Genomic DNA, 18,978 nt, shown 5'->3' on the forward strand with positions numbered 1-18,978 from the left:
TTTTATACATCTACATATGTACCTTATGTTGTTAATTTATATTATAATCACTTTAACTCATGTTATTACCTGCTTAACGTACATCAAAATCATCGTAATGCACTAGCTCTATTTATTAGAAAATTATTTAAAATAATTTATATATGTACATAATATTGCTTTAGCGTAGCCTTATGTCTTTCTGAGAGAATATGGGCATTACACCTTGCTTAATAAAGAAAGTTCATAAGCAAATAGCTTACTACTTATTACCTACATAGCAGTTTTATATTATCAATAACACAACTAATTTAACTATATCTATAGCCCTCTTTTGAAATCTTATCATCTTTTGATCGTAACAAAACCTCTGAACTCTAATATTTTGTGTAATAGCTGCTTATCCATACACAACATAACAAATCTGCCAGCTATAGAAGAAGTTTGTTAAGCATAATTATTTTAATTGCATTACTATTGAAGTCGTATTTTAAAATGCATTATAGATTCAGGATTCAAGATATGCTAATTTTAATCTCTATATTATAAAATAACTGATCAATTTTACCTTATAATAATCTAATAGTTATTTTAAAAAGGATCTTTATAACTTGTTATTCTCAATTTCATAACTACACAATGTCTATTTTCATAATATAGATGAACCTTATTTCTCAGATTGTAAACCGTGATACATATCTGTTAAATTTGATAACAGGATCTGTTAAAATAAGACCTTCCTAACTGCATAAAAATTTTCCTATAGGCAATGATTACTGTATTTCTAAGTTTCTCGAGCGTTACCATATTTCATCTTTTAAGTATTATTACAATTTATGTTCTAATAATGTAGCATATTGTCATATTCATAAATCTAGTACATAGTGGTGCTGAATGTACTAGCATATTGGACTGGAAGTTAAAAAAACAGAACTAGAGCAACGGANATTGTAGAAACTAAAACAGTACAAGATCATGCAGCGACTGTTTCTACTGCTGAATAGTTCAAAGATAATAGAACTTTATAAGCTAATTTATAGCGAAGGTGATAAAAGATGTGTAGATGATCGAGAGTAGTGGTTTAATATATCAAATAAAATATAATATACATCACGTGCCTATGTCGTTGGCTTATAACCTTAATAGCTTATTTGATATATAATTTTTTTCCTTTCTTACTATACTATTAATCTGAAATAATGTCAAGTTTTATATTTGTAGTGGGCTGGGAAAGTAAAATGCAACTCCTGTATATGAATATCCATTTACAGTGGTTACTACAACTGCATGTTGTTATACCTATGATTCTAGAAATACAGTAGTTAATACTTTATGGTTGGAAAGGTAGGTTACTTATAGTAAAAATTAGAGATGATACAAAACTCTTTGATTTATATAAGCCTGCACTAATATATATGACCGAGGTTACGATGTTTTTAATTGTTATTATAGCTATAAAAAGCTGTTTAAACTCAATAAACTTGTGTAAAAGAGAGGATAAAGAGGGTCAACTTTATTATAAACGCCATAATATCTTTATTGCTTACGGGTCATATTTAATTTCTGTGCTATTATCTAAAGAATTAAGATAAAACTATTCAACTAACCTTATCTATTTACTATACTGCTACAGGATTTATAACTTTTTGATTGATGAACATTTTTAAACGAATTTCCTCGCTAATTCTTAGTAAATTAGATGAGTTAAAGCAAAGGAGCGTCATAAATACTAGTGTAGAAAATTTTATCTTAGAACCTCCAAGTAATAAAGCACATGGGGATATTTATACAAATATTGCTATGGTACTCGCAAGGCATGAAAGAAAAAATTCCGTTAAGATTGCAGAGATGTTAGCAGAAGAATTTAAACTTTTTAATGAAATCGCAAAAATAGAAGTAGCTGGCCCTGGCTTCATTAACATGTACTTTAAAATAGAAGTATGGCACAAGCTTCTCAAGCAAATAAATGAACTTAAAACAGAGTTTGGTACTCTAAACATTGGGAATAACCAGGCCGTTAATGTTGAATTTGTATCTGCAAATCCAACTGGTCCATTACATATTGGTCATGCAAGAGGAGCAGTGTTCGGTGACGTTTTAGCNAATTTGTTAAAAAAAGTTGGTTATCAAGCCACTAAGGAGTACTATATTAATGATGCTGGAACACAGATAGATACGCTGATTCGGTCAGTATATTTGCGATATAAGGAAGCTCTTGGAGAAAAGATTAGTATTGAAAGAGGTTTATATCCAGGTGAATATTTAAAAAAAATAGGAAAAGAGCTAGCTAAAAAATATGGTAAAGGTCTTCTAGAAAAGCAAGATTATCAAATAATTAGAGATTATGCTTTAAGTTCTATCTTAGAACTCATAAAAGAAGATATGCACTTACTTGGAGTAAATCATGATATTTTTACTTCAGAATATGAGTTGCAAAAAAGTGGCAAAATTGAAGAGAGCATAAAGATATTGTCTAACAAAGGTTTGATATATGAAGGGTATCTAGGAAAACCAAAGGGTAAAGAAAGTGAAAATTGGACTTCTAGAAAGGAGATGTTGTTTTGCTCAACAAAATTTGGTGATGATGTTGATCGTGCACTTAAAAAAGAAGACGGTAGCTGGACTTATTTTGCATCAGACATAGCCTATCATTTTGATAAGATATCGCGCGGCTTTAACAATATAATAGTAGAACTTGGTAGTGATCATAGTGGTTATATCAAAAGGCTTAAAGCAGTTGTTTCTGCGCTTAGTGATAATAAAGCGAAGATAGAAGTAAAGCTGCATAATATTGTGAATTTCTTCGAAAACGGAAAACCTGTTAAGATGTCTAAAAGATCAGGAAATTTTCTGACAGTAAAAGATGTAGTTGAGGAAGTTGGTAGAGATATTACCCGTTTTATGATGTTAACACAAAGAAATGACGTGGTTCTCGATTTTGATTTTGCTAAAGTGAAGGAACAGTCAAAAGGCAATCCTATTTTTTATGTGCAATATGCATATGCCCGTGCTCATTCGTTGATGCGTAACGCTCCAAAAGAACTTCCAAATGCAGATATTTCACTTTTAAAGACCGATGGAGAACTATTACTTATAAAAATCTTAGCAAAGTGGCCAAGTGTAGTAGAAATAGCGGCAAGGCTTTATGAGCCACATAGAATTACTTTTTACTTACTTGAAGTTGCAGAAGCATTCCATACTTTATGGGGATATGGTAAAAACGACTTGAGCATGCGGTTTATACTAAAAGATAATTTAGATCTTACTGCTGCAAGGATATTCCTTGTCCGAGCCTTAGCACATATCATTACTTCTGGGCTTTCTGTTTTTAACATAGAGCCATTAGAAGAGATGAAATAAGTAAAAGATATGGAAATAAGAGAAACTTCAATCTTCCTGTACATTAAGTTACAGTAGCATAACCCTTTTCTTTCCTGCTGTTGATAATTATTTCTCCTATTGTTACTACTGCTAAAATAAAGCAGTAATGTACCTGTGTTGATAGAGAAATAGGAGATACAGAGGCTATGCTACCCGCTAGCAATAGTTGGGACCCGTAAGGTAAAATGCCTTTTGTAGAACAAGCAAAAACATCTAATAAGTATGCACTACGGTATGGTGCAATATTATGCTTTTTTGCAAGTCTTTTTGCAATGCTACCACTTAGTAGAATAGCAATAGTATTATTAGCAACTAAAATAGTAAACATAGATGCTATTCCTGCTATTAAAAATTCAGCTTTAGTTTTTGTAATACTGCTTTCATCGATGAGTTTATGTAATGTTTTTTGACCTTGTTTATACATTATATTGCTCAATCCACCAATAAATAGGGCAAACATTACTATCTCATTTACTTTTTTGAATCCCCTATATATGTCATTAGAGAATTGAATAATAGAATAGTCAGAAAAAGCTATTCCTAGTATACCGGCAATAATTATGTTTACAGTTATTGTTACTAGTGTAGTAACTTCAAATAGGGCCATGACTATTAAAGAAATATAGGGAATAACCTTTATTATCGATGAATAATCTAAATTTGATACAGTAACAATTCTTGTACTACCTGCAGTCATTACTAGATAGATAAGTGTTATAATGCTTGCAATAAACGCTACTTTAGAGTTCACTTGAAATTTATCTTTTATTGTAGCATCTTGTGAAGAAACAGATGCAATAGTGGTGTCAGATATCATTGAGAGGTTGTCACCAAATACGGCACCTCCAACTACAGTTGCAGCTCCTATCTCGAGATCAAAAGCTCCACTTTTTGCTAAGTTAACAGCAATTGGCACCATCAGTGCAACAACTCCCATGGATGTGCCAATTGCAGTTGAAATAAAAGCAGAAACCAAGAATAATCCAGGTAACAATAACCTTGCTGGAAGAAAGTTGAGAATCAGATTGGCAACAGTGTCTGCGCTACCAATTGATTGACTAACAGAAGAAAATGCTCCTGAAAACAAGAAAATTAAGCACATAGTAAGGGTGTTTTTGTCACCCATGCCTTCGATGACAGTATCAATGTTATGTTGAATTTTATCTGTTTTACGTGAGATAGCAAAAAATAGTGCTGGCAGTAAACAAACTACCGGAGAAATCTGACGAAGTGGATTATCAGTTCCGATGAAGAAAAAATAAGTGCTACTTCCAAGATGGAAGATTAAAAAAATAAATAAAGGAATAAAAGCAATCATTCTATTACAATTGAAAGTTTAAACTATAACTAATTAAATAATTTTAAGCAAGTCTGGTTTCACTACTTCTATAGAAAGTTAATAGTGGAGTTTTGAAATTTTATATTTAACTTACTTAAGTAACATGAAAATAGCTGTTCTTATACTAATTCTAATAAAATTGCATAAAAATCTGATCTCAATGCTCGCTAATTGGATAATATTAGGGAGGAATATTAGAATGAAACCAACAATTGACATTTTATTAGATGTTTATTACAAATAATGAAATGTCTCAAAGTATTACAACCATATCAATAGAAGATAATAATATTAGGCTGGATAGATATATAAGAAGAATTTTCCCAGACCTGAAACAGTCTACAATTGAGAAATCTTTAAGGAGAAGGTTGATCGAAGTTGACGATTGTAAAGCAAAATCAAGTGATAGAGTGTACTATGGACAAACTATAACAATAAAATACTTAAATTATATTAAAAATACCAATTCTGACCGTAAATATAATCAAGAGTTAGTGAATATATTGAAAGACAATATTTTATATGAAGATAAATATATACTAGCTGTAAATAAACCTACAGGAGTAATTGTTCAAGGTGGTATAAAGGCAAAAGTCAGCATTAGTGATTTACTTGACCGAATCAGAGAAGGAAAAATATTTAAGATTGTCCATAGGTTAGATAAAGATACAAGCGGAGTGATAATATTTGCTCACAATGCTAATGTTGCCAGGTACCTTATGGAGGAGTTTAAAGAGCAAAGAGTAAAAAAAACTTATTTAGCATTAACTTCCGGCATACCAAGTAAAAATAAAGGAGTAATAGATTATCCATTGATAAAAAAGTGTATTTCAGGTCAAGAAAAAGTGGTTGTTGACAAATATTCACCTCAGAATGCAACTACACGTTTTTCGATCATAGCGAGGTTAGAACAAAATGTTGCTTACGTAAAACTACAACCAATTACCGGCAGGACTCACCAGTTAAGGGCACATCTAGCCTGTATAAACTGTCCTATTCTTGGTGATGGTAAATACGGTGGTAAAAAAGCTTTTGTTAATGGAATAGCAAATAAAATTCATCTCCATTCGTATTCTTTATCTTTTAAATTGCCAAGTAACAAAAAGGTCACTATCATTGCTCCTCTTCCTGAGAACTTTAAAAAGTCCATTGAGGTGTTGTACCCTCCCTCTTAAGTGGTGATTACGAGATAGTTGCCTTTTAAAAAGGAAAAAACATATAGATATAAGCACTCCCCCTATTTTTTAATCTAGACTAGAAATGTGACTGATCTTTTAAAAGATTTAATAAATATTAAAATTAATTATATTAAAATAATAAATATGATAAACACTCAATAAATAATGATCAAGAAAAATACAGTAGACATGGAATAGAAATAATGAAAAGCCCTACAGGAGAAATAAGTTTCAGGCTATAAAATAGCTTTAGCATGGTAATAGTAAAATTCTTTAAAACCGTATCAAGCAATTTTTTTGCGTTTTACTAATAACTAGTATTAGATAGATTTGTAAACGTCAGTACATAACTCATCAATGCTTGGTTCTTTGCTATTTTTGGCAAAATCCTCCGATTTTTTTACTAAATCACTTATTTCCTTATCGATTGTCTTACATTCTTCCTCTGAAGCAACCTTATTATCTATCATGTATTTTTTTAAAGTGCTTATAGGGTCACGATTTTGCTTTATATCTTCAACTTTTTCTTTCGAACGATAAGTAGCAGGATCCGACATTGAATGGCCCCGATATCGATACGTCTTCATTTCAAGCAGAATAGGACCTTTTCCGCAACGAACGTGCTTAGCTGCTTCAGCTGTTGCTTCATAAACAGAAAAGCAATCCATTCCATCAATCTGCTTTCCAGGAATACCGAAACTCTCTCCTCTTTTATATAACTCAGTTACTAAAGTTGATCTCTGAACGGAGGTTCCCATTGCATATCCGTTGTTCTCTATAATGTAAATCACTGGCAATTGCCACAGAGATGCCATATTAAACGATTCATATACTTGTCCCTGATTTGCAGCACCGTCACCAAAATATGTAAATGCTACGTTGTCTTTTTTCTTATATTTATTAGCAAATGCTATTCCTGTACCAATTGGAACTTGTGCACCAACTATTCCATGTCCACCAAAGAATTTCCTTTCAATATCAAATATATGCATTGAACCACCTTTACCTTTTGAGCACCCAGTTTCTTTACCAATTAGTTCTGCCATTATAATATTCGGATCAGAATCACATGCAAGCATTAACCCGTGATCTCTATAACTTGTGATAAAAGCGTCGCCAGGATTTGATGCAGCGTGAGTTCCAACTACAACTGCCTCCTGCCCTATCGATAAGTGACAAAATCCTCCTATTAATCCCATTCCATATAATTGTCCTATTTTTTCCTCAAATCTGCGCACTAGTAACATTTTTCTGTAAAATCCAATTACCTGTTCTTTAGTGAGATTTTTTGCTTTCATATCGATTTCTTTTTTATTAAACTCAGATAATATCAGAAATTTTTAACATTTTATAATGGATTATTACCGTTGGCTCGAAGCTTTTCATGTTATTTCTGTTATTATGTGGATGGCAGGTATGCTCTACTTGCCTAGGCTTTATGTCTATCATGCAGCTGTAAAGCTAGGATCAGAAAACGATAGCTTACTTCAAACAATGGAAAAAAGGCTACTTAAATATATTGTGAACCCTGCAATGCTTTTTTCGCTCGGTTTTGGTATTACACTAATGATGATAAGAGAGGCCTACTACGAAGGATGGTTTCATGTAAAAGTATTAGCATTATTCTTTATGTTTGCTATTCATGTGCTACTTGCAAAACATAGGAAAAATTTTGCAATGGGTTTAAATAAGAAAGCTCATGTTTATTTTCGTGTCCTAAATGAGGTAATCACAGTACTAATAATAGTTATAATTATTGCAGTGATTGTGAAACCTTTTCACTAGCCTTTATTCAAGAAACGGTTATTTAAGAGTTTTATTGACATTTTTTAATATCTGTGATAAAATGTATAGTGTTCGAGTGGTTAAAGTAAAAACTTATGAGTAGTGAAGTTCAAGGTCCAAACATTGCAGAGTGGCAAGCTCAACAACAACATCAAGAACATCAAGGAGGAAAGAGCGGTTTTGGTCTTGGTCATAGTGACTCTGTTGCTACGATTGTAGATGGAATGAAATGGCTGTTCAGCTTTCATGAAGGAGCAATTGCTTCCTACAATAACGTGTTTGAAGGTTTGATAAGTGGTAGTAGTTTAGTAACATTATTTGGAAAATCAGGTAATATGTTTGATATAAAATTTCTTGAAGGTCTTGCAGAACATTTTTCAGGTGGAGGAGGAGATGGTGAAGGTATAACATTAGAAGAAACGGATATGGGTTATAGTAATAAAGGTCCTCACCTAGATGATTACTCTAACTCTAGCAGTGAAATAGCTCATAGCGCTGACGGTTTACATGGTATACATAATTCAGATGATTATCATGATTGTTCTTTTTCACCTTCTCCTTCACCTTCTGTTGGTGATGACCATGGACATGAGCTTAGTGTCTAAGAATTGGTTAAATAACAGTTGAGGAGTAGTATTTTTCTTTAATTTATCATAATTGACATGAATTAGTTTTAGTGAAAAAGGTTTCAATTTGCTACACCACAAACAGTATTGTGCTCAATGCTGTAAACAGAGTAGCTGTCAATGAATTTCTGAAATCATGCATTGATTTTTCTAAGGATAGTAAAAGTGGTAGAGTTAACAATAGAAAATTTTGATAGCTAATATCAACATCAATTCATTACCTAATATAATNAATAGATATTGACCGTGAAAGCCGTGTTATTGCTAAAGAAATTAGCGCATGTAAAACCCTTATTATTGTATAGCTAGAAATTTTAATGATCCAGAATATACTCTTTTGTTAAGGAAAACCGAGCGTTTTCAAATACTTCTTGGACGCTTCCAGATTCAACAATTTTGCCATTGTGAAAGAAAATTACACTATCAGATAATTTTTTAGCTTGTTTCATTGAATGAGTTACCATAATTATGGTAAATCTTAATTTCAACTCTTGTATAAGATTTTCGATTGCATTGGTTGCCATTGGATCAAGCGCGGAACATGGTTCATCCATCAATAAAATAGTCGGTTTTACTGCAATTGCGCGAGCGATGCATAGCCTTTGTTGTTGACCGCCAGATAAATCTAATGCACTATCTCGTAATCTATCTTTTAACTCTTCCCATAAACCAACTTTGGTTAAACTATTTTCGACTATTTCATCTAATTTTCCCTTATTTTTTACCATGCCATGTAATTTAGGGCCATAAGCAACATTATCATATATTGATTTTGGAAAAGGGTTTGGCTTTTGAAATACCATACCGACTTTTGCTCTGAGCAGTACAACATCCATATCACGTGAATATATATTACCTAGTCCATCGATAATCAGTCCACCAATAACTTTGCATCCTGGTACGTAATCATTCATGCGATTGAAACAACGCAAAAATGTCGATTTACCGCATCCAGATGGTCCAATAAAAGTAGTAACTTTTTTTTTACAAATATCTAGGTTTATATTGAACAAGACTTGTTTAGAGCTATACCAAAGATTTAAATTTTTAATGGAGGCACGTGTATCACTCATATTACACTCTGCATTGAATAGAGCCCTGGAGTTTTCCTCTTGTTCTCGTATAGCCATATTGCTGCTTGAATAGCGCCTTTAGCAAACGCTGTCCGATCGATTGCTTTGTGATTTAATTCTATTCGTTCATCAGAATTAATAAACATTACGCTATGATCTCCTATTACTCCACCTCCACGAGACACTGCAAAACCTATTCCACTCTTTTCTCTTATATTTGAACTGTTAAGTAAATATTGATTGAACTTTAAATCTCTTTTTAGAGCGTTAGCAATCGCATTACCAAGTTCTATAGCTGTTCCAGATGGCGAACCTTTTTTTAAGCTATGATGCATTTCCCAAATCTCAGCGTCATATTTATCTCCCAAAAGCTCAGTAGCCTTTTTTACCAATTTTAGCAGCACATTAACTCCAACACTCATGTTCGCTGACCACAATATCGGGATTTCAGCAGCATACTCTTTTAAATTGATATCTTCTATTCCAGTTGTTCCGCTAATCAGAGGTGTTTTGAATTTCACAGCCGCCTTAAGGCAATCTAACATACATTCTTTAGTTGTAAAATCTATTACAATATCTGATAACTCGAATACATCACTAATGGAATGTGTGATTTTGATTCCTAAAATAGAACTGTGACCTATGATTTGTCCAATATCCAAACCTATGTATTTACTACCAAAGCGGGTAACAGCGCCTGCTATCTCTACTTTAGTATTTGTAACTAATTCACTAAGTATTTTTTTGCCCATCCTTCCTAAGCAACCTACTACTCCAACTCTGATTTTCATAAAGCTTTTTGTGTTACATTAGACCTTTTTTGAAACATTGTCATTGTTGTAAGCTATAATCTAAATAGATCTACTCACAATTTAAAATGAGTATATATTTTATCGAGATATATGCTAAACTGCCATGCTTTTTTCGTTGTCAAGTGTGTGATTTTCTTTACAAGATTAGATACATGCTTCTTTAAGGCACTATGGCTTACTTTGGTGATGTTTTCTAAATTTTTAATTATAAGACGTACATGGTGTTTACCAAGAAAATTAACATTTTAGCTGAAAGTGGCGGCAAACAGGAATTTAATACCTTCATGTGCACCTTTTTTTAAAATGAGACTTCTGCTTTTGTAGTGATCTTTAAAAGAATATAAGCCGTATGCTAAAGTTACATCTGCATTCTCTTTAGAGACATTAAGTACAATGCAAAGTTGAGTAATATCCCTTCTTGTTACTTTTAGTTATTCTCTCGAGAAAACTGTAAGTCAAGTAGACATGCCCTAATACCTCTAAAGTAACTGTAAAGATACCGACAATTAATAAAGGGTGTAATAATTCATATTCTAATATTGCTAGCTGATTCAATAAATAAGTTCTTGCATCTTTATCACTGTTTCAAAAATTATGCCTAAACTTTTTTCAGGTTTGTCAAATGCCTAAATATAATTATGAAGTTTTTTATATTCTCTATTTCTCATATAACTTTAATCTTTATATAAAAATTTATAAACCAGATATGAAATTACTCTATTATTTTTCTATAAATGGCATATTTCAAGATTTTGAAATACCTCTTCACATAAATACGCATATCTGGCTATTTCTTGCTTGCCCCGAGAACGAAATGACTATGTGTCAAGTTTAGATAGTAATTAATCAACTTCATGATCTAATAGTTTTGCTCCTTCAATGTGAATAAAAAAGGACAAATACTTCTAATTGTAGTAATTTTCTTGAGTACTTATACCCTCNTTAAAGGCTTAATTACTAATAATTGCGATACCTCTTTAAACTGACCAATTTCAATAGCTAATTTTAGCATTTCGGTATTACTATGATTTTTGAAATATTAAGTATATTTGCACTTTTGTCTAGCTATATTTAATTATAGCCTATTAGTAATAGTATAAAAACGTAGAGAGTGCACTTAAAGTTAATAGGTATAAAATATTATCTTGTGATAAGATTATAAGAAAAACTAGGACTTAACGCCAGGCAATTTGTAGGATATGCTGAAAAATCATTCTATGATCTAAATCGTTTGTTTTACAGGTAATTTCCAAATTTATTAATTTCTCTATAAACTTCTTGAGTTCTAAAAGTTGGAAAATTTTTAGATGAGATTTAAAACTTCGTAATTGTTTAAAGAGTAACGGGGGATGCAGTTGGTTAATTGCGGCTTGTTCATTCATTCCACTTTGGATTAACAGTAAAACATTTTCAAGATGTAGGAAATAATTTGATATAATACGAATCAGTGCTATTGGTGAAAAATTTTCTTGTAATATTAATGTATCGGAAACTTTGATGAATTGTGCCATATCTCTGTTTGCTATAGCAGAGAACAGGCTATTAAGTGTAACATAACCATTGCTAGAAGTTGAAAGACATAGTTCTATATCAGCAAGTTTAAGATCTTTTCTTTCTCCAAGATATAAAACTAATTTCTCAAGCTCTGAATATATAGGCAAATTACTATAATTAAAGTAAGATTGCAAATGATAGATTATTTCAGTTGTATATTTTATGCCATTTCGTTTCAAATAATTTAGTATTATATCGCAAGGGTTACTATTGCTGTCCTTATAGCAAGCAATGACACCAAAATTTTTTGAGCTTTCCATATAACCTTTAGTTGTAGAGTTATACGGGAGATCGCTTGCTACCATTACTATATAATGACCATTTGTATTATAATCCAACACATTCTTCAACTCTTTAGATATTCTCCTAGTTATATTTATCAGTTTAATTAATTTCTTGTTAGTAAACATCGAAATATTTACCAGCTCAGAAGATAATAAACCAGGAGATTTATCTACTATCGCAAAGTCCATCACCTGAACTGAATATTCACTTAAGCTGGCAATTACTTCTTGTGCAAAAAAATCTACTCTGTTATTATCGCTTCCATAAATTAATACACCCCTTAAAGCATCAGGTTTCTCTAAGAACTTTTTAATCTTAGATGGTGTAATCCTCATATCTTTTATATGATATCATTTTCGCTTAATTGAGAAATTGTTGTATGGCATCATATGCATTACTTGTTGTATTCTGCGTTTTATCTGATTAATCTGTCTCTCTGAGAATATATTTATAATAAAATTTTTTTATAAGGGTCAGGTATGTATTTAGAAAAAGCTCTCCTTCAGTCATATTACTTACTCCATAAATTAATAACTATAACCACATATACATAATAAAAATTATTTTACCCTAAAGCAACTGTGATATACATCTAATAACCATTAGATAGATCATTGATAGCCTAAAACGGAATTAAGCCAATCTATTTGATATCAATCTCATAAAATAAGCAATAATTAAGTATGTAGCTGCTACAAGTATAATTGTAGGTCCTGTTAGTAAATCAAAACTTGCAGATAATATCAGGCCTGATATTCCAGAGATCATAGAAAAACCTGTTGCGGCAATAATCATCTGTACTGGAGTTTTTGAGATAAGCCTTGCAGATGATGCTGGTATCAATAAAAATGCAGCGATGAGTAATATTCCTATTAATTGGGCAGACACTGCTATAAATATAGCAAGAGTAATTAAGAATTCTAGTCTAACCAAACTCACGTTTACTTTCTCAACTATTGCTAAATCTTGATCGATTGAAATCATTAGCCAGTAGCGCCATCTAAATGCTAATATCAGAGTAACTACTACTGAGATTAGAAAAATTAATACTATATCACTCTGTTCCAATGTTAATATATCGCCAAATAGCGAATTAATAATACTACTATTGCTAGATGGGAAAAAGGACATCAATATTAAACTTGATGATAAAACTACATTAGTAACGATATTTAATATCGTATCAACAGAATATAATCTGTTAAAATTAAGGGAAAGTAGTATTGCAAAAGCAATTGCTATAAGCATTATGCTAATTGATGGACTAATTCTAAAGATCAAAGCTAGTGCAATACCAAGTAACGAAGAATGTGATAAGCTATCACCTAAATATGATAATCTTTGCCATATCATAAATGATCCTAATATACCTGTTACCGAGCTAATTATAAGTATTGCAATCAGGCTATTAATAAAGAAGCCTTGCATAAATATTTCAAACATACTACATTACTTTTAGGTAAGTAACAACAAATCTGTTTTCAGATATCAGGACATTATGTGTTCTACATGCTGCATCAGTTGTCATAAACTCAAAGTTCAAGCCCTTTTGTTCCATAAGGTAAGACTTTACTGAAACATTTGTTGTCTTACGTGTTATACCAGTGCCTATTAATAAAATTTCTACCTCCTCTGTTAAAAAAGACATAAAATGTTCCTTACTATTTATATTACTTTCTTTGAGTTCAATCACTTTTTCAGGGAAAACTATAACTGAGCTACAATATTCTTGATTCTTTACCAAGAATTTTCCTATCTCGTAACTATATATAAAGTTTTTACTTTGAGGAATTAAAGGGATTATATTCATAAATTAAACTATTAATTGGGTACCACATACCCACCATTCTGGCTGCTTTTCTCTGATATTCGCTACAGCAGCTTTTGCATTTTTTTCACTATCAAACACTCCAAAACATGCTACACCACTACCTGACATGCGAGATAGTACAGAACCTTTTTGAGACTCTAATGCTAATATCACATCCTTAATTTCAGGTACAAGACTTACCGCTATTTCTTGAAGATCATTTCTAGTTTCTTTAAGGAGTCTTAATATATCCTTTCCAAGGTCATCGCTCCATTCAATTGGTTTAGAAAAATTCCCTTTATACTTTGAAAATACTTCTGGCGTACTCAAAAACTTTTTTTTTGGTTTCACAAGTACTACACTTCTGGGCAAAGAAAATTTTTTTATGGGATATAACTCTTCACCAATACCTCTAACTAAAACTGGCTTACTATCTATACTTGCAGGAACGTCAGCACCAATGCTTACGGCTATTTCATTTAAAATTGATCTATCAATTCGCCATAACTTTCCTAGCGTACGTATTACAGCTCCAGCATCTGAGGAACCGCTACCTAAACCTGCAGCAGTTGGCACATTTTTTACAACTTTTATAACGACTTTAGTACGTACAGGAGCATATCTGAGCAGTAAATTAATTGCTTTCATTACTGTGTTGTACCTGTTACTTATTTTGAGTTCAGAATTTATGAATTCGACTATAGAGTTATCGTATCTGAATTCCTTTTCACCTACCTTTATTTCTAAGAAATTCGAAAGATTAGCAAAAACAAGTAAGCCTTCAACTAAATGATATCCTATTTCTTTTTTTTCCATAACATGCAAAAAAAGATTAATCTTTGCAGGAGCCTTTACACAAAAACTTTTCATTTATATATCTTTTTACTAACACTACTTTTACAGTATATTTTACAATGCCATTTTAGTCAAATTTTATACAATTTTTGCTCTTTTGATGAGATTGAATATCATAAATCCTAATTTTTCTGTGTGGATAAATGCATCTGCTGGTACAGGCAAAACAAAAATCTTAATAGATAGAGTATTAAGACTTTTATTAGAAGATAAGAGAAATATTCTTTGCTTAACACTTACTAATGCTGCAGCAAATGAAATGGCGAACCGCATTCATACTATACTCAGTAAATGGGTAATGTGTTCAAATAGCGAATTAATTACACATTTGGAACAACTAGGTCTTTCCTTATTGCTACCTAAGTGTCACCACTCACCATCCCATTCTTTAATGTTATCCCAGTATTCAGCACTAAGATCTAAAAAAAGTGAAGTACTTAATCGTTATATAATTCAAGCAAGAAAGCTTTTTTCTGAATTGGAAAATCTGGGCTTAACTATACAGACTATACATGCTTTTTGTTACAAATTGATCTCTAGCTCTCCTATAGAGGCTGGTGTCACTCCAAATTATATGCTGAGTGAGTGCAAAGAATTACATTCCATAGTATTTGAAAAAACACTTCACAATGAGGCCGTGCAAGATAATATAAACTCTATTGCAGTAGAAATTGATGAGAATAAACTACGTGATTTGCTTTACGCTTTATGTGTAAGAAGGCCATTGTTATCAACTGATTTGGAATATATCAGAGATAAGCTGGGCGTTCTAGATGAAATTTATGATTTAAGGAATGAGATAATTGAGTATGTAAAAAGATTGGTCGAAATATTAAGTAAGGGCAGTAAAAGAGATCGGAGTTATAGTGTGATGCTTTCTAATTGGTGTAACAGCATAAAACTATCTACTATTCAAGTAGCTGATACTGAGATACAGAAAAAAAGTATAGATTCCGGAGTTATACACTGGGATGATTGCAAAATAGAAAACCTAGCTAAGATTTTTTTAAAATCAGAGTCGTATGAAAAAAAAAGTATATCATCTATAATAACAAAGGGCATCTCAGAGAAATTCAGAGATGCAGAATGGATAGTAGAGAATATTCAAAATATAGTATTCACTTATATAAGTAATGTTAACTCTTACAAAATATTCGAGAGAACTAGCAACTTACTCAACATATTTAAAGTATACACTAACTTGTATAACAGTGAAAAATCAAAAAATGCATTGCTTGACTACAATGATATAATTGATTTAGCAACAAACCTTCTGAGCGATCCAGAGTATAAAAATTGGGCATTGTTTAACCTAGATCAAAAAATAGATCACATTCTTGTTGATGAAGCGCAAGATAATAGTATTGGTCAATGGGAAATTATAACAAATCTCTGTGATGAATTTTTTACTGGTGGTAAGGAAAAACGAACCTTATTTGTTGTTGGCGATATAAAACAATCTATTTACAGATTTCAAGGAGCGAATCCTCATCTGTTCAACTATATGCAACAATACTTTCATGCAAAAACTGGTGACAGAGACTGGATATCATGCCAACTTAAAAAATCATTTCGCTCAGCTCCAGAAATTTTAGTCTTTGTAGATAGAATATTTAACAACTTTCGTGAGGAGGTATCTTTTATTGATAGTGAAATAAAACATATTCCGCATAGAAAAAATGATCAAGGGTACATTGAAATTTGGCCGTTATTACCAAAGTGTAAGGAGGAAGAACAGCAGGCCTTACAAATCCACTTAACAGGTAAGAAAGATCATGTGATATCAGACCGACTACTTGCTCAAGCAATAGCTTATAAAATTCATAATTGGTTAAGCAGAAGGCGGATTTTAGTTGCTAAAGATCGCCATATAGAACCAAGAGACATTATGATCCTAGTTCGGCAAAGAAATGTGTTAGTTGATTATACAATAAATGAGCTTAAAAAAGCAAACGTGCCGGTTGTAGGACGGGACTATTTTAGGATTATGGACTACATAGTTGTGCAGGATTTAATAGCTTTAGCTGAATTTTTACTTCTTCCTACAAATGATTTGGCTCTTGCAAATGTTTTAAAATCACCGCTATTTGACTTTACTGAAGATGATTTATTTAATATTGCATATAATCGTAAAGGACAGTCGTTATGGGAAAGACTTCGTGATTATTGCGGGGTTATCTATAGTGAATTAAGTTATTTAATCAATTTATCTCGTACAGAATCGCCTCTTGCGTTGTTCACGCATGTAATGCGTACAGGTAAGAAAAAATTTGCTGCAAGACTTGGTCTCGAGTACTTTGAGGTTCTGGACGAGTTCATAAACCTTGTGTTACAATTTGAGAACCCATCTCTTCAAGCATTTATTCAGTGGATTAAGGAGAATAACCCGGAAATTAAAAATGATATGCAATCAAAGCGCAATGCTGTGCGAATAATGACAATCCACAAGTCAAAAGGTCTCCAGGCTCCTATAGTGTTCTTGGTTGATACAAACACAGTACCAAGAAATAATGAAAATATTGTTTTCGATGCAATGGAAGCACCATTTTGGTGTGGAAAGAATAGCAACGTTTACTGCGATCGAGTAAAGAGAGAGAGGAGAGTGGAGGACTATAATGAATATCTGCGTTTGCTATATGTAGCACTTACACGTGCTGAAGATGAATTATATATTTTAGGTAAAGAGCCAGTACAAAAAGGTTCTTGGTATGATCTGATTACTAAGCGTCAAGAGTTATATGAAAAGAAACAAGCTTGGTTACAGCCGATATTTAAAAAAAAAATTGAAGTATTATGCATAAATGCAAACTATCCTTACACTTATAAAAAACTAGATTATTTTAATGACTCAGTGATTTCGCTCCCGCCAACACTGGCGACATCATTTCAAGAATCTAGAAAAAAAGAAGGAGAATTACTGTCAACTATTTACTCTCCTTTCCCGTTTCAGCGTGTGACACTGAAATCCAGAGAAAAAGAAGCTCGGATTCCAGTGGTAGCTACTTGGAATGATAGAAAAAAGAGCATTGGGATGACAGACGGTTGTACAAGAGGCTTAATAATTCACAGTATGTTGCAGTATATGCCTAAGATAGAGAAAGATAGAAGAAAGAATTGGATTAAGAAGTACCTTGATAATATAAGCACTAGAGAAAAAAAAGATGAGATCTACGGTAAAATATTAGCCTTTAATAAAAAATATGATTACCTATTTGACTTAGAAGGTAAATCGGAGATTACGCTGAGTGGAATGATCGATGGTGAACCAGTACTAGCACGATTGGATAGGTTGTGCATAACCCAGGATAAAGTAATCATAATTGATTACAAATTACACCGTAACATTTCTACTTCTTCATTAAATGAAATAAAAAAGCAAATGTTGACCTACAAAACCCTAGTACAAGAGGTATATCCGAATAAGCAGATAGAGTGTATGGTTATTTGGATGGAAGATTTAACCTGCAATCTGATTTTTGATGAAACTTGAAATGCTATTTATCAATTAATATATATGTATTTTCTTTTTTTGAAAATTTATAGTATCAAGCTAAAGGTTGTTATCCTCTATTTTATACTAAATATAGTATTTAACTTTATAAAAGGGGTGTATAAAAATGGCTTTTTTTAATTAAACGGTCTTTTAGACGCAAAATGAATTAAAAAGAAGGACTGTATAGAAATACATTTATAGATATGTTGACATTTGAAGGCTGTATAATAATACCACAAGGACATTTAGCTAATCAAAAGAGTGCACGTTTTATAATCTATTTACACAAGGGAAATAGTTTAACATATTGTACCAATGTTTTGAAGGTCTTTCATTATTAGACAATACTTTTTACTTATGTGTAAGGTAACACGAAAATTTTTTTACTTAGGCTTCCTGTACTTACTTTTAAATAATTAAGTAATTTTTCCAGTTATTGATCGTAGGTAGGTTCTTTATTTTCTTTCTTATAAAACTAGAGAAGGCTTATTTCGAACAAAAGATGATAGAGGATAGACGTATTGTTGACTATTAGGATTTTGTAGTTCTTTCTAGAATTAGCATTAAACGTTTTATTTAAGTTACTAAAGTTTTTTATAATTGCTCTTTTCTGTATGCTGAATGCTAAATATGCTTTAGAACTGTACAATCAAGCAGTAATTGTTCATTATCTAAGGTAATTTTCTCTCTTAGAGAGTTTTCTATATTATCTTTTGTAATCTTTCACTATTAATAAATAGTTTGCTATATATCTTTTACAATAAGAAATAAGATTATTAAATAAAATAATAAATAAGTTTCTTTATTA

13 protein-coding genes and 1 pseudogene are annotated in these 18,978 nt (G+C 31.8%); 6 read left to right on the forward strand and 8 right to left on the reverse strand.

Going from position 1 to position 18,978, the window contains the following annotated elements; all coding sequences use genetic code 11:
• Positions 1 to 1,632: 1,632 nt before the first annotated feature.
• The gene (argS, locus tag HSX44_RS01590; protein ID WP_275602018.1) at positions 1,633 to 3,339 is read left to right on the forward strand and encodes an arginine--tRNA ligase; all 1,707 of its coding nucleotides are present in this window, start codon (positions 1,633 to 1,635) and stop codon (positions 3,337 to 3,339) included.
• 43 nt (positions 3,340 to 3,382) lie between these two features.
• Here the strand turns inward: argS and HSX44_RS01595 are convergent, their stop codons facing one another.
• Positions 3,383 to 4,678 (reverse strand): Na+/H+ antiporter NhaC family protein, encoded by a 1,296-nt coding sequence (locus HSX44_RS01595; protein ID WP_275602019.1) that lies wholly within the window; start codon positions 4,676 to 4,678, stop codon positions 3,383 to 3,385.
• 269 nt (positions 4,679 to 4,947) lie between these two features.
• Here HSX44_RS01595 and HSX44_RS01600 point away from each other — a divergent pair, with 269 nt between their 5' ends.
• Positions 4,948 to 5,874 carry an RluA family pseudouridine synthase gene (locus HSX44_RS01600; RefSeq protein ID WP_275602020.1) on the forward strand — a complete coding sequence of 309 codons (927 nt, stop codon included), beginning with the start codon at positions 4,948 to 4,950 and terminating at the stop codon, positions 5,872 to 5,874.
• Between the two features lie 323 nt (positions 5,875 to 6,197).
• Here the strand turns inward: HSX44_RS01600 and pdhA are convergent, their stop codons facing one another.
• Positions 6,198 to 7,175 carry a pyruvate dehydrogenase (acetyl-transferring) E1 component subunit alpha gene (gene pdhA / locus HSX44_RS01605; RefSeq protein WP_275602021.1) on the reverse strand — a complete coding sequence of 326 codons (978 nt, stop codon included), beginning with the start codon at positions 7,173 to 7,175 and terminating at the stop codon, positions 6,198 to 6,200.
• Between the two features lie 55 nt (positions 7,176 to 7,230).
• Between pdhA and hemJ the strand changes: the two genes are divergently transcribed.
• The 3 genes and pseudogenes from hemJ to HSX44_RS03990 form a co-directional block, all read left to right on the forward strand.
• Positions 7,231 to 7,662 (forward strand): protoporphyrinogen oxidase HemJ, encoded by a 432-nt coding sequence (gene hemJ, locus HSX44_RS01610; protein ID WP_275602022.1) that lies wholly within the window; start codon positions 7,231 to 7,233, stop codon positions 7,660 to 7,662.
• 95 nt (positions 7,663 to 7,757) lie between these two features.
• Positions 7,758 to 8,267 (forward strand): hypothetical protein, encoded by a 510-nt coding sequence (locus tag HSX44_RS01615; protein ID WP_275602023.1) that lies wholly within the window; start codon positions 7,758 to 7,760, stop codon positions 8,265 to 8,267.
• Positions 8,268 to 8,365: 98 nt separating this feature from the next.
• Positions 8,366 to 8,593 (forward strand): annotated as a pseudogene (locus HSX44_RS03990) (1-deoxy-D-xylulose-5-phosphate reductoisomerase); the annotation flags it as partial.
• 9 nt (positions 8,594 to 8,602) lie between these two features.
• Here the strand turns inward: HSX44_RS03990 and pstB are convergent.
• The 6 genes from pstB to HSX44_RS01645 all read right to left on the reverse strand — a co-directional run bounded on the left by pstB (position 8,603) and on the right by HSX44_RS01645 (position 14,692).
• Entirely contained in the window at positions 8,603 to 9,361 is a 759-nt protein-coding gene (gene pstB / locus HSX44_RS01620) for a phosphate ABC transporter ATP-binding protein PstB (RefSeq protein ID WP_275602409.1), read from the reverse strand.
• Complete coding sequence (dapB, locus tag HSX44_RS01625; RefSeq protein WP_275602024.1) at positions 9,358 to 10,152, reverse strand: 4-hydroxy-tetrahydrodipicolinate reductase; 795 nt, start codon at positions 10,150 to 10,152, stop codon at positions 9,358 to 9,360. The genes pstB and dapB overlap by 4 nt, the downstream gene beginning before the upstream one ends.
• A 1,196-nt stretch (positions 10,153 to 11,348) precedes the next feature.
• Positions 11,349 to 12,347: a DNA polymerase III subunit delta gene (gene holA, locus HSX44_RS01630; RefSeq protein ID WP_275602025.1), complete on the reverse strand. Its 999-nt coding sequence runs from the start codon at positions 12,345 to 12,347 to the stop codon at positions 11,349 to 11,351.
• A 298-nt stretch (positions 12,348 to 12,645) separates the two neighbouring features.
• Positions 12,646 to 13,455, reverse strand: coding sequence for a metal ABC transporter permease (locus HSX44_RS01635; protein WP_275602026.1), 810 nt, complete (start codon positions 13,453 to 13,455; stop codon positions 12,646 to 12,648).
• 1 nt (position 13,456) lies between these two features.
• Positions 13,457 to 13,822, reverse strand: a complete 366-nt coding sequence (locus HSX44_RS01640) for an Mth938-like domain-containing protein (RefSeq protein ID WP_275602027.1) — start codon at positions 13,820 to 13,822, stop codon at positions 13,457 to 13,459.
• A 3-nt stretch (positions 13,823 to 13,825) separates the two neighbouring features.
• The gene (locus HSX44_RS01645) at positions 13,826 to 14,692 is read right to left on the reverse strand and encodes a 4-(cytidine 5'-diphospho)-2-C-methyl-D-erythritol kinase (RefSeq protein WP_025264133.1); all 867 of its coding nucleotides are present in this window, start codon (positions 14,690 to 14,692) and stop codon (positions 13,826 to 13,828) included.
• Positions 14,693 to 14,777: 85 nt separating this feature from the next.
• Between HSX44_RS01645 and HSX44_RS01650 the strand changes: the two genes are divergently transcribed.
• Complete coding sequence (locus tag HSX44_RS01650; RefSeq protein WP_275602028.1) at positions 14,778 to 18,167, forward strand: UvrD-helicase domain-containing protein; 3,390 nt, start codon at positions 14,778 to 14,780, stop codon at positions 18,165 to 18,167.
• Positions 18,168 to 18,978: the final 811 nt, after the last annotated feature.

The sequence above is a fragment of the Wolbachia endosymbiont of Onchocerca gibsoni genome (genome assembly GCF_029169405.1).
Taxonomy (GTDB): Bacteria; Pseudomonadota; Alphaproteobacteria; order Rickettsiales; family Anaplasmataceae; genus Wolbachia.

Excerpts from the sequence above, each read along its gene's own strand:
- HSX44_RS01595 (WP_275602019.1), bottom strand. The coding sequence starts at position 4,678 with ATGATTGCTTTTATTCCTTTATTTATTTTTTTAATCTTCCATCTTGGA.
- HSX44_RS01600 (WP_275602020.1), top strand. The coding sequence starts at position 4,948 with ATGTCTCAAAGTATTACAACCATATCAATAGAAGATAATAATATTAGG.
- pdhA (WP_275602021.1), bottom strand. The coding sequence starts at position 7,175 with ATGAAAGCAAAAAATCTCACTAAAGAACAGGTAATTGGATTTTACAGA.
- hemJ (WP_275602022.1), top strand. The coding sequence starts at position 7,231 with ATGGATTATTACCGTTGGCTCGAAGCTTTTCATGTTATTTCTGTTATT.
- HSX44_RS01615 (WP_275602023.1), top strand. The coding sequence starts at position 7,758 with ATGAGTAGTGAAGTTCAAGGTCCAAACATTGCAGAGTGGCAAGCTCAA.
- pstB (WP_275602409.1), bottom strand. The coding sequence starts at position 9,361 with ATGAGTGATACACGTGCCTCCATTAAAAATTTAAATCTTTGGTATAGC.
- dapB (WP_275602024.1), bottom strand. The coding sequence starts at position 10,152 with ATGAAAATCAGAGTTGGAGTAGTAGGTTGCTTAGGAAGGATGGGCAAA.
- holA (WP_275602025.1), bottom strand. The coding sequence starts at position 12,347 with ATGAGGATTACACCATCTAAGATTAAAAAGTTCTTAGAGAAACCTGAT.
- HSX44_RS01635 (WP_275602026.1), bottom strand. The coding sequence starts at position 13,455 with ATGTTTGAAATATTTATGCAAGGCTTCTTTATTAATAGCCTGATTGCA.
- HSX44_RS01640 (WP_275602027.1), bottom strand. The coding sequence starts at position 13,822 with ATGAATATAATCCCTTTAATTCCTCAAAGTAAAAACTTTATATATAGT.
- HSX44_RS01645 (WP_025264133.1), bottom strand. The coding sequence starts at position 14,692 with ATGAAAAGTTTTTGTGTAAAGGCTCCTGCAAAGATTAATCTTTTTTTG.
- HSX44_RS01650 (WP_275602028.1), top strand. The coding sequence starts at position 14,778 with ATGAGATTGAATATCATAAATCCTAATTTTTCTGTGTGGATAAATGCA.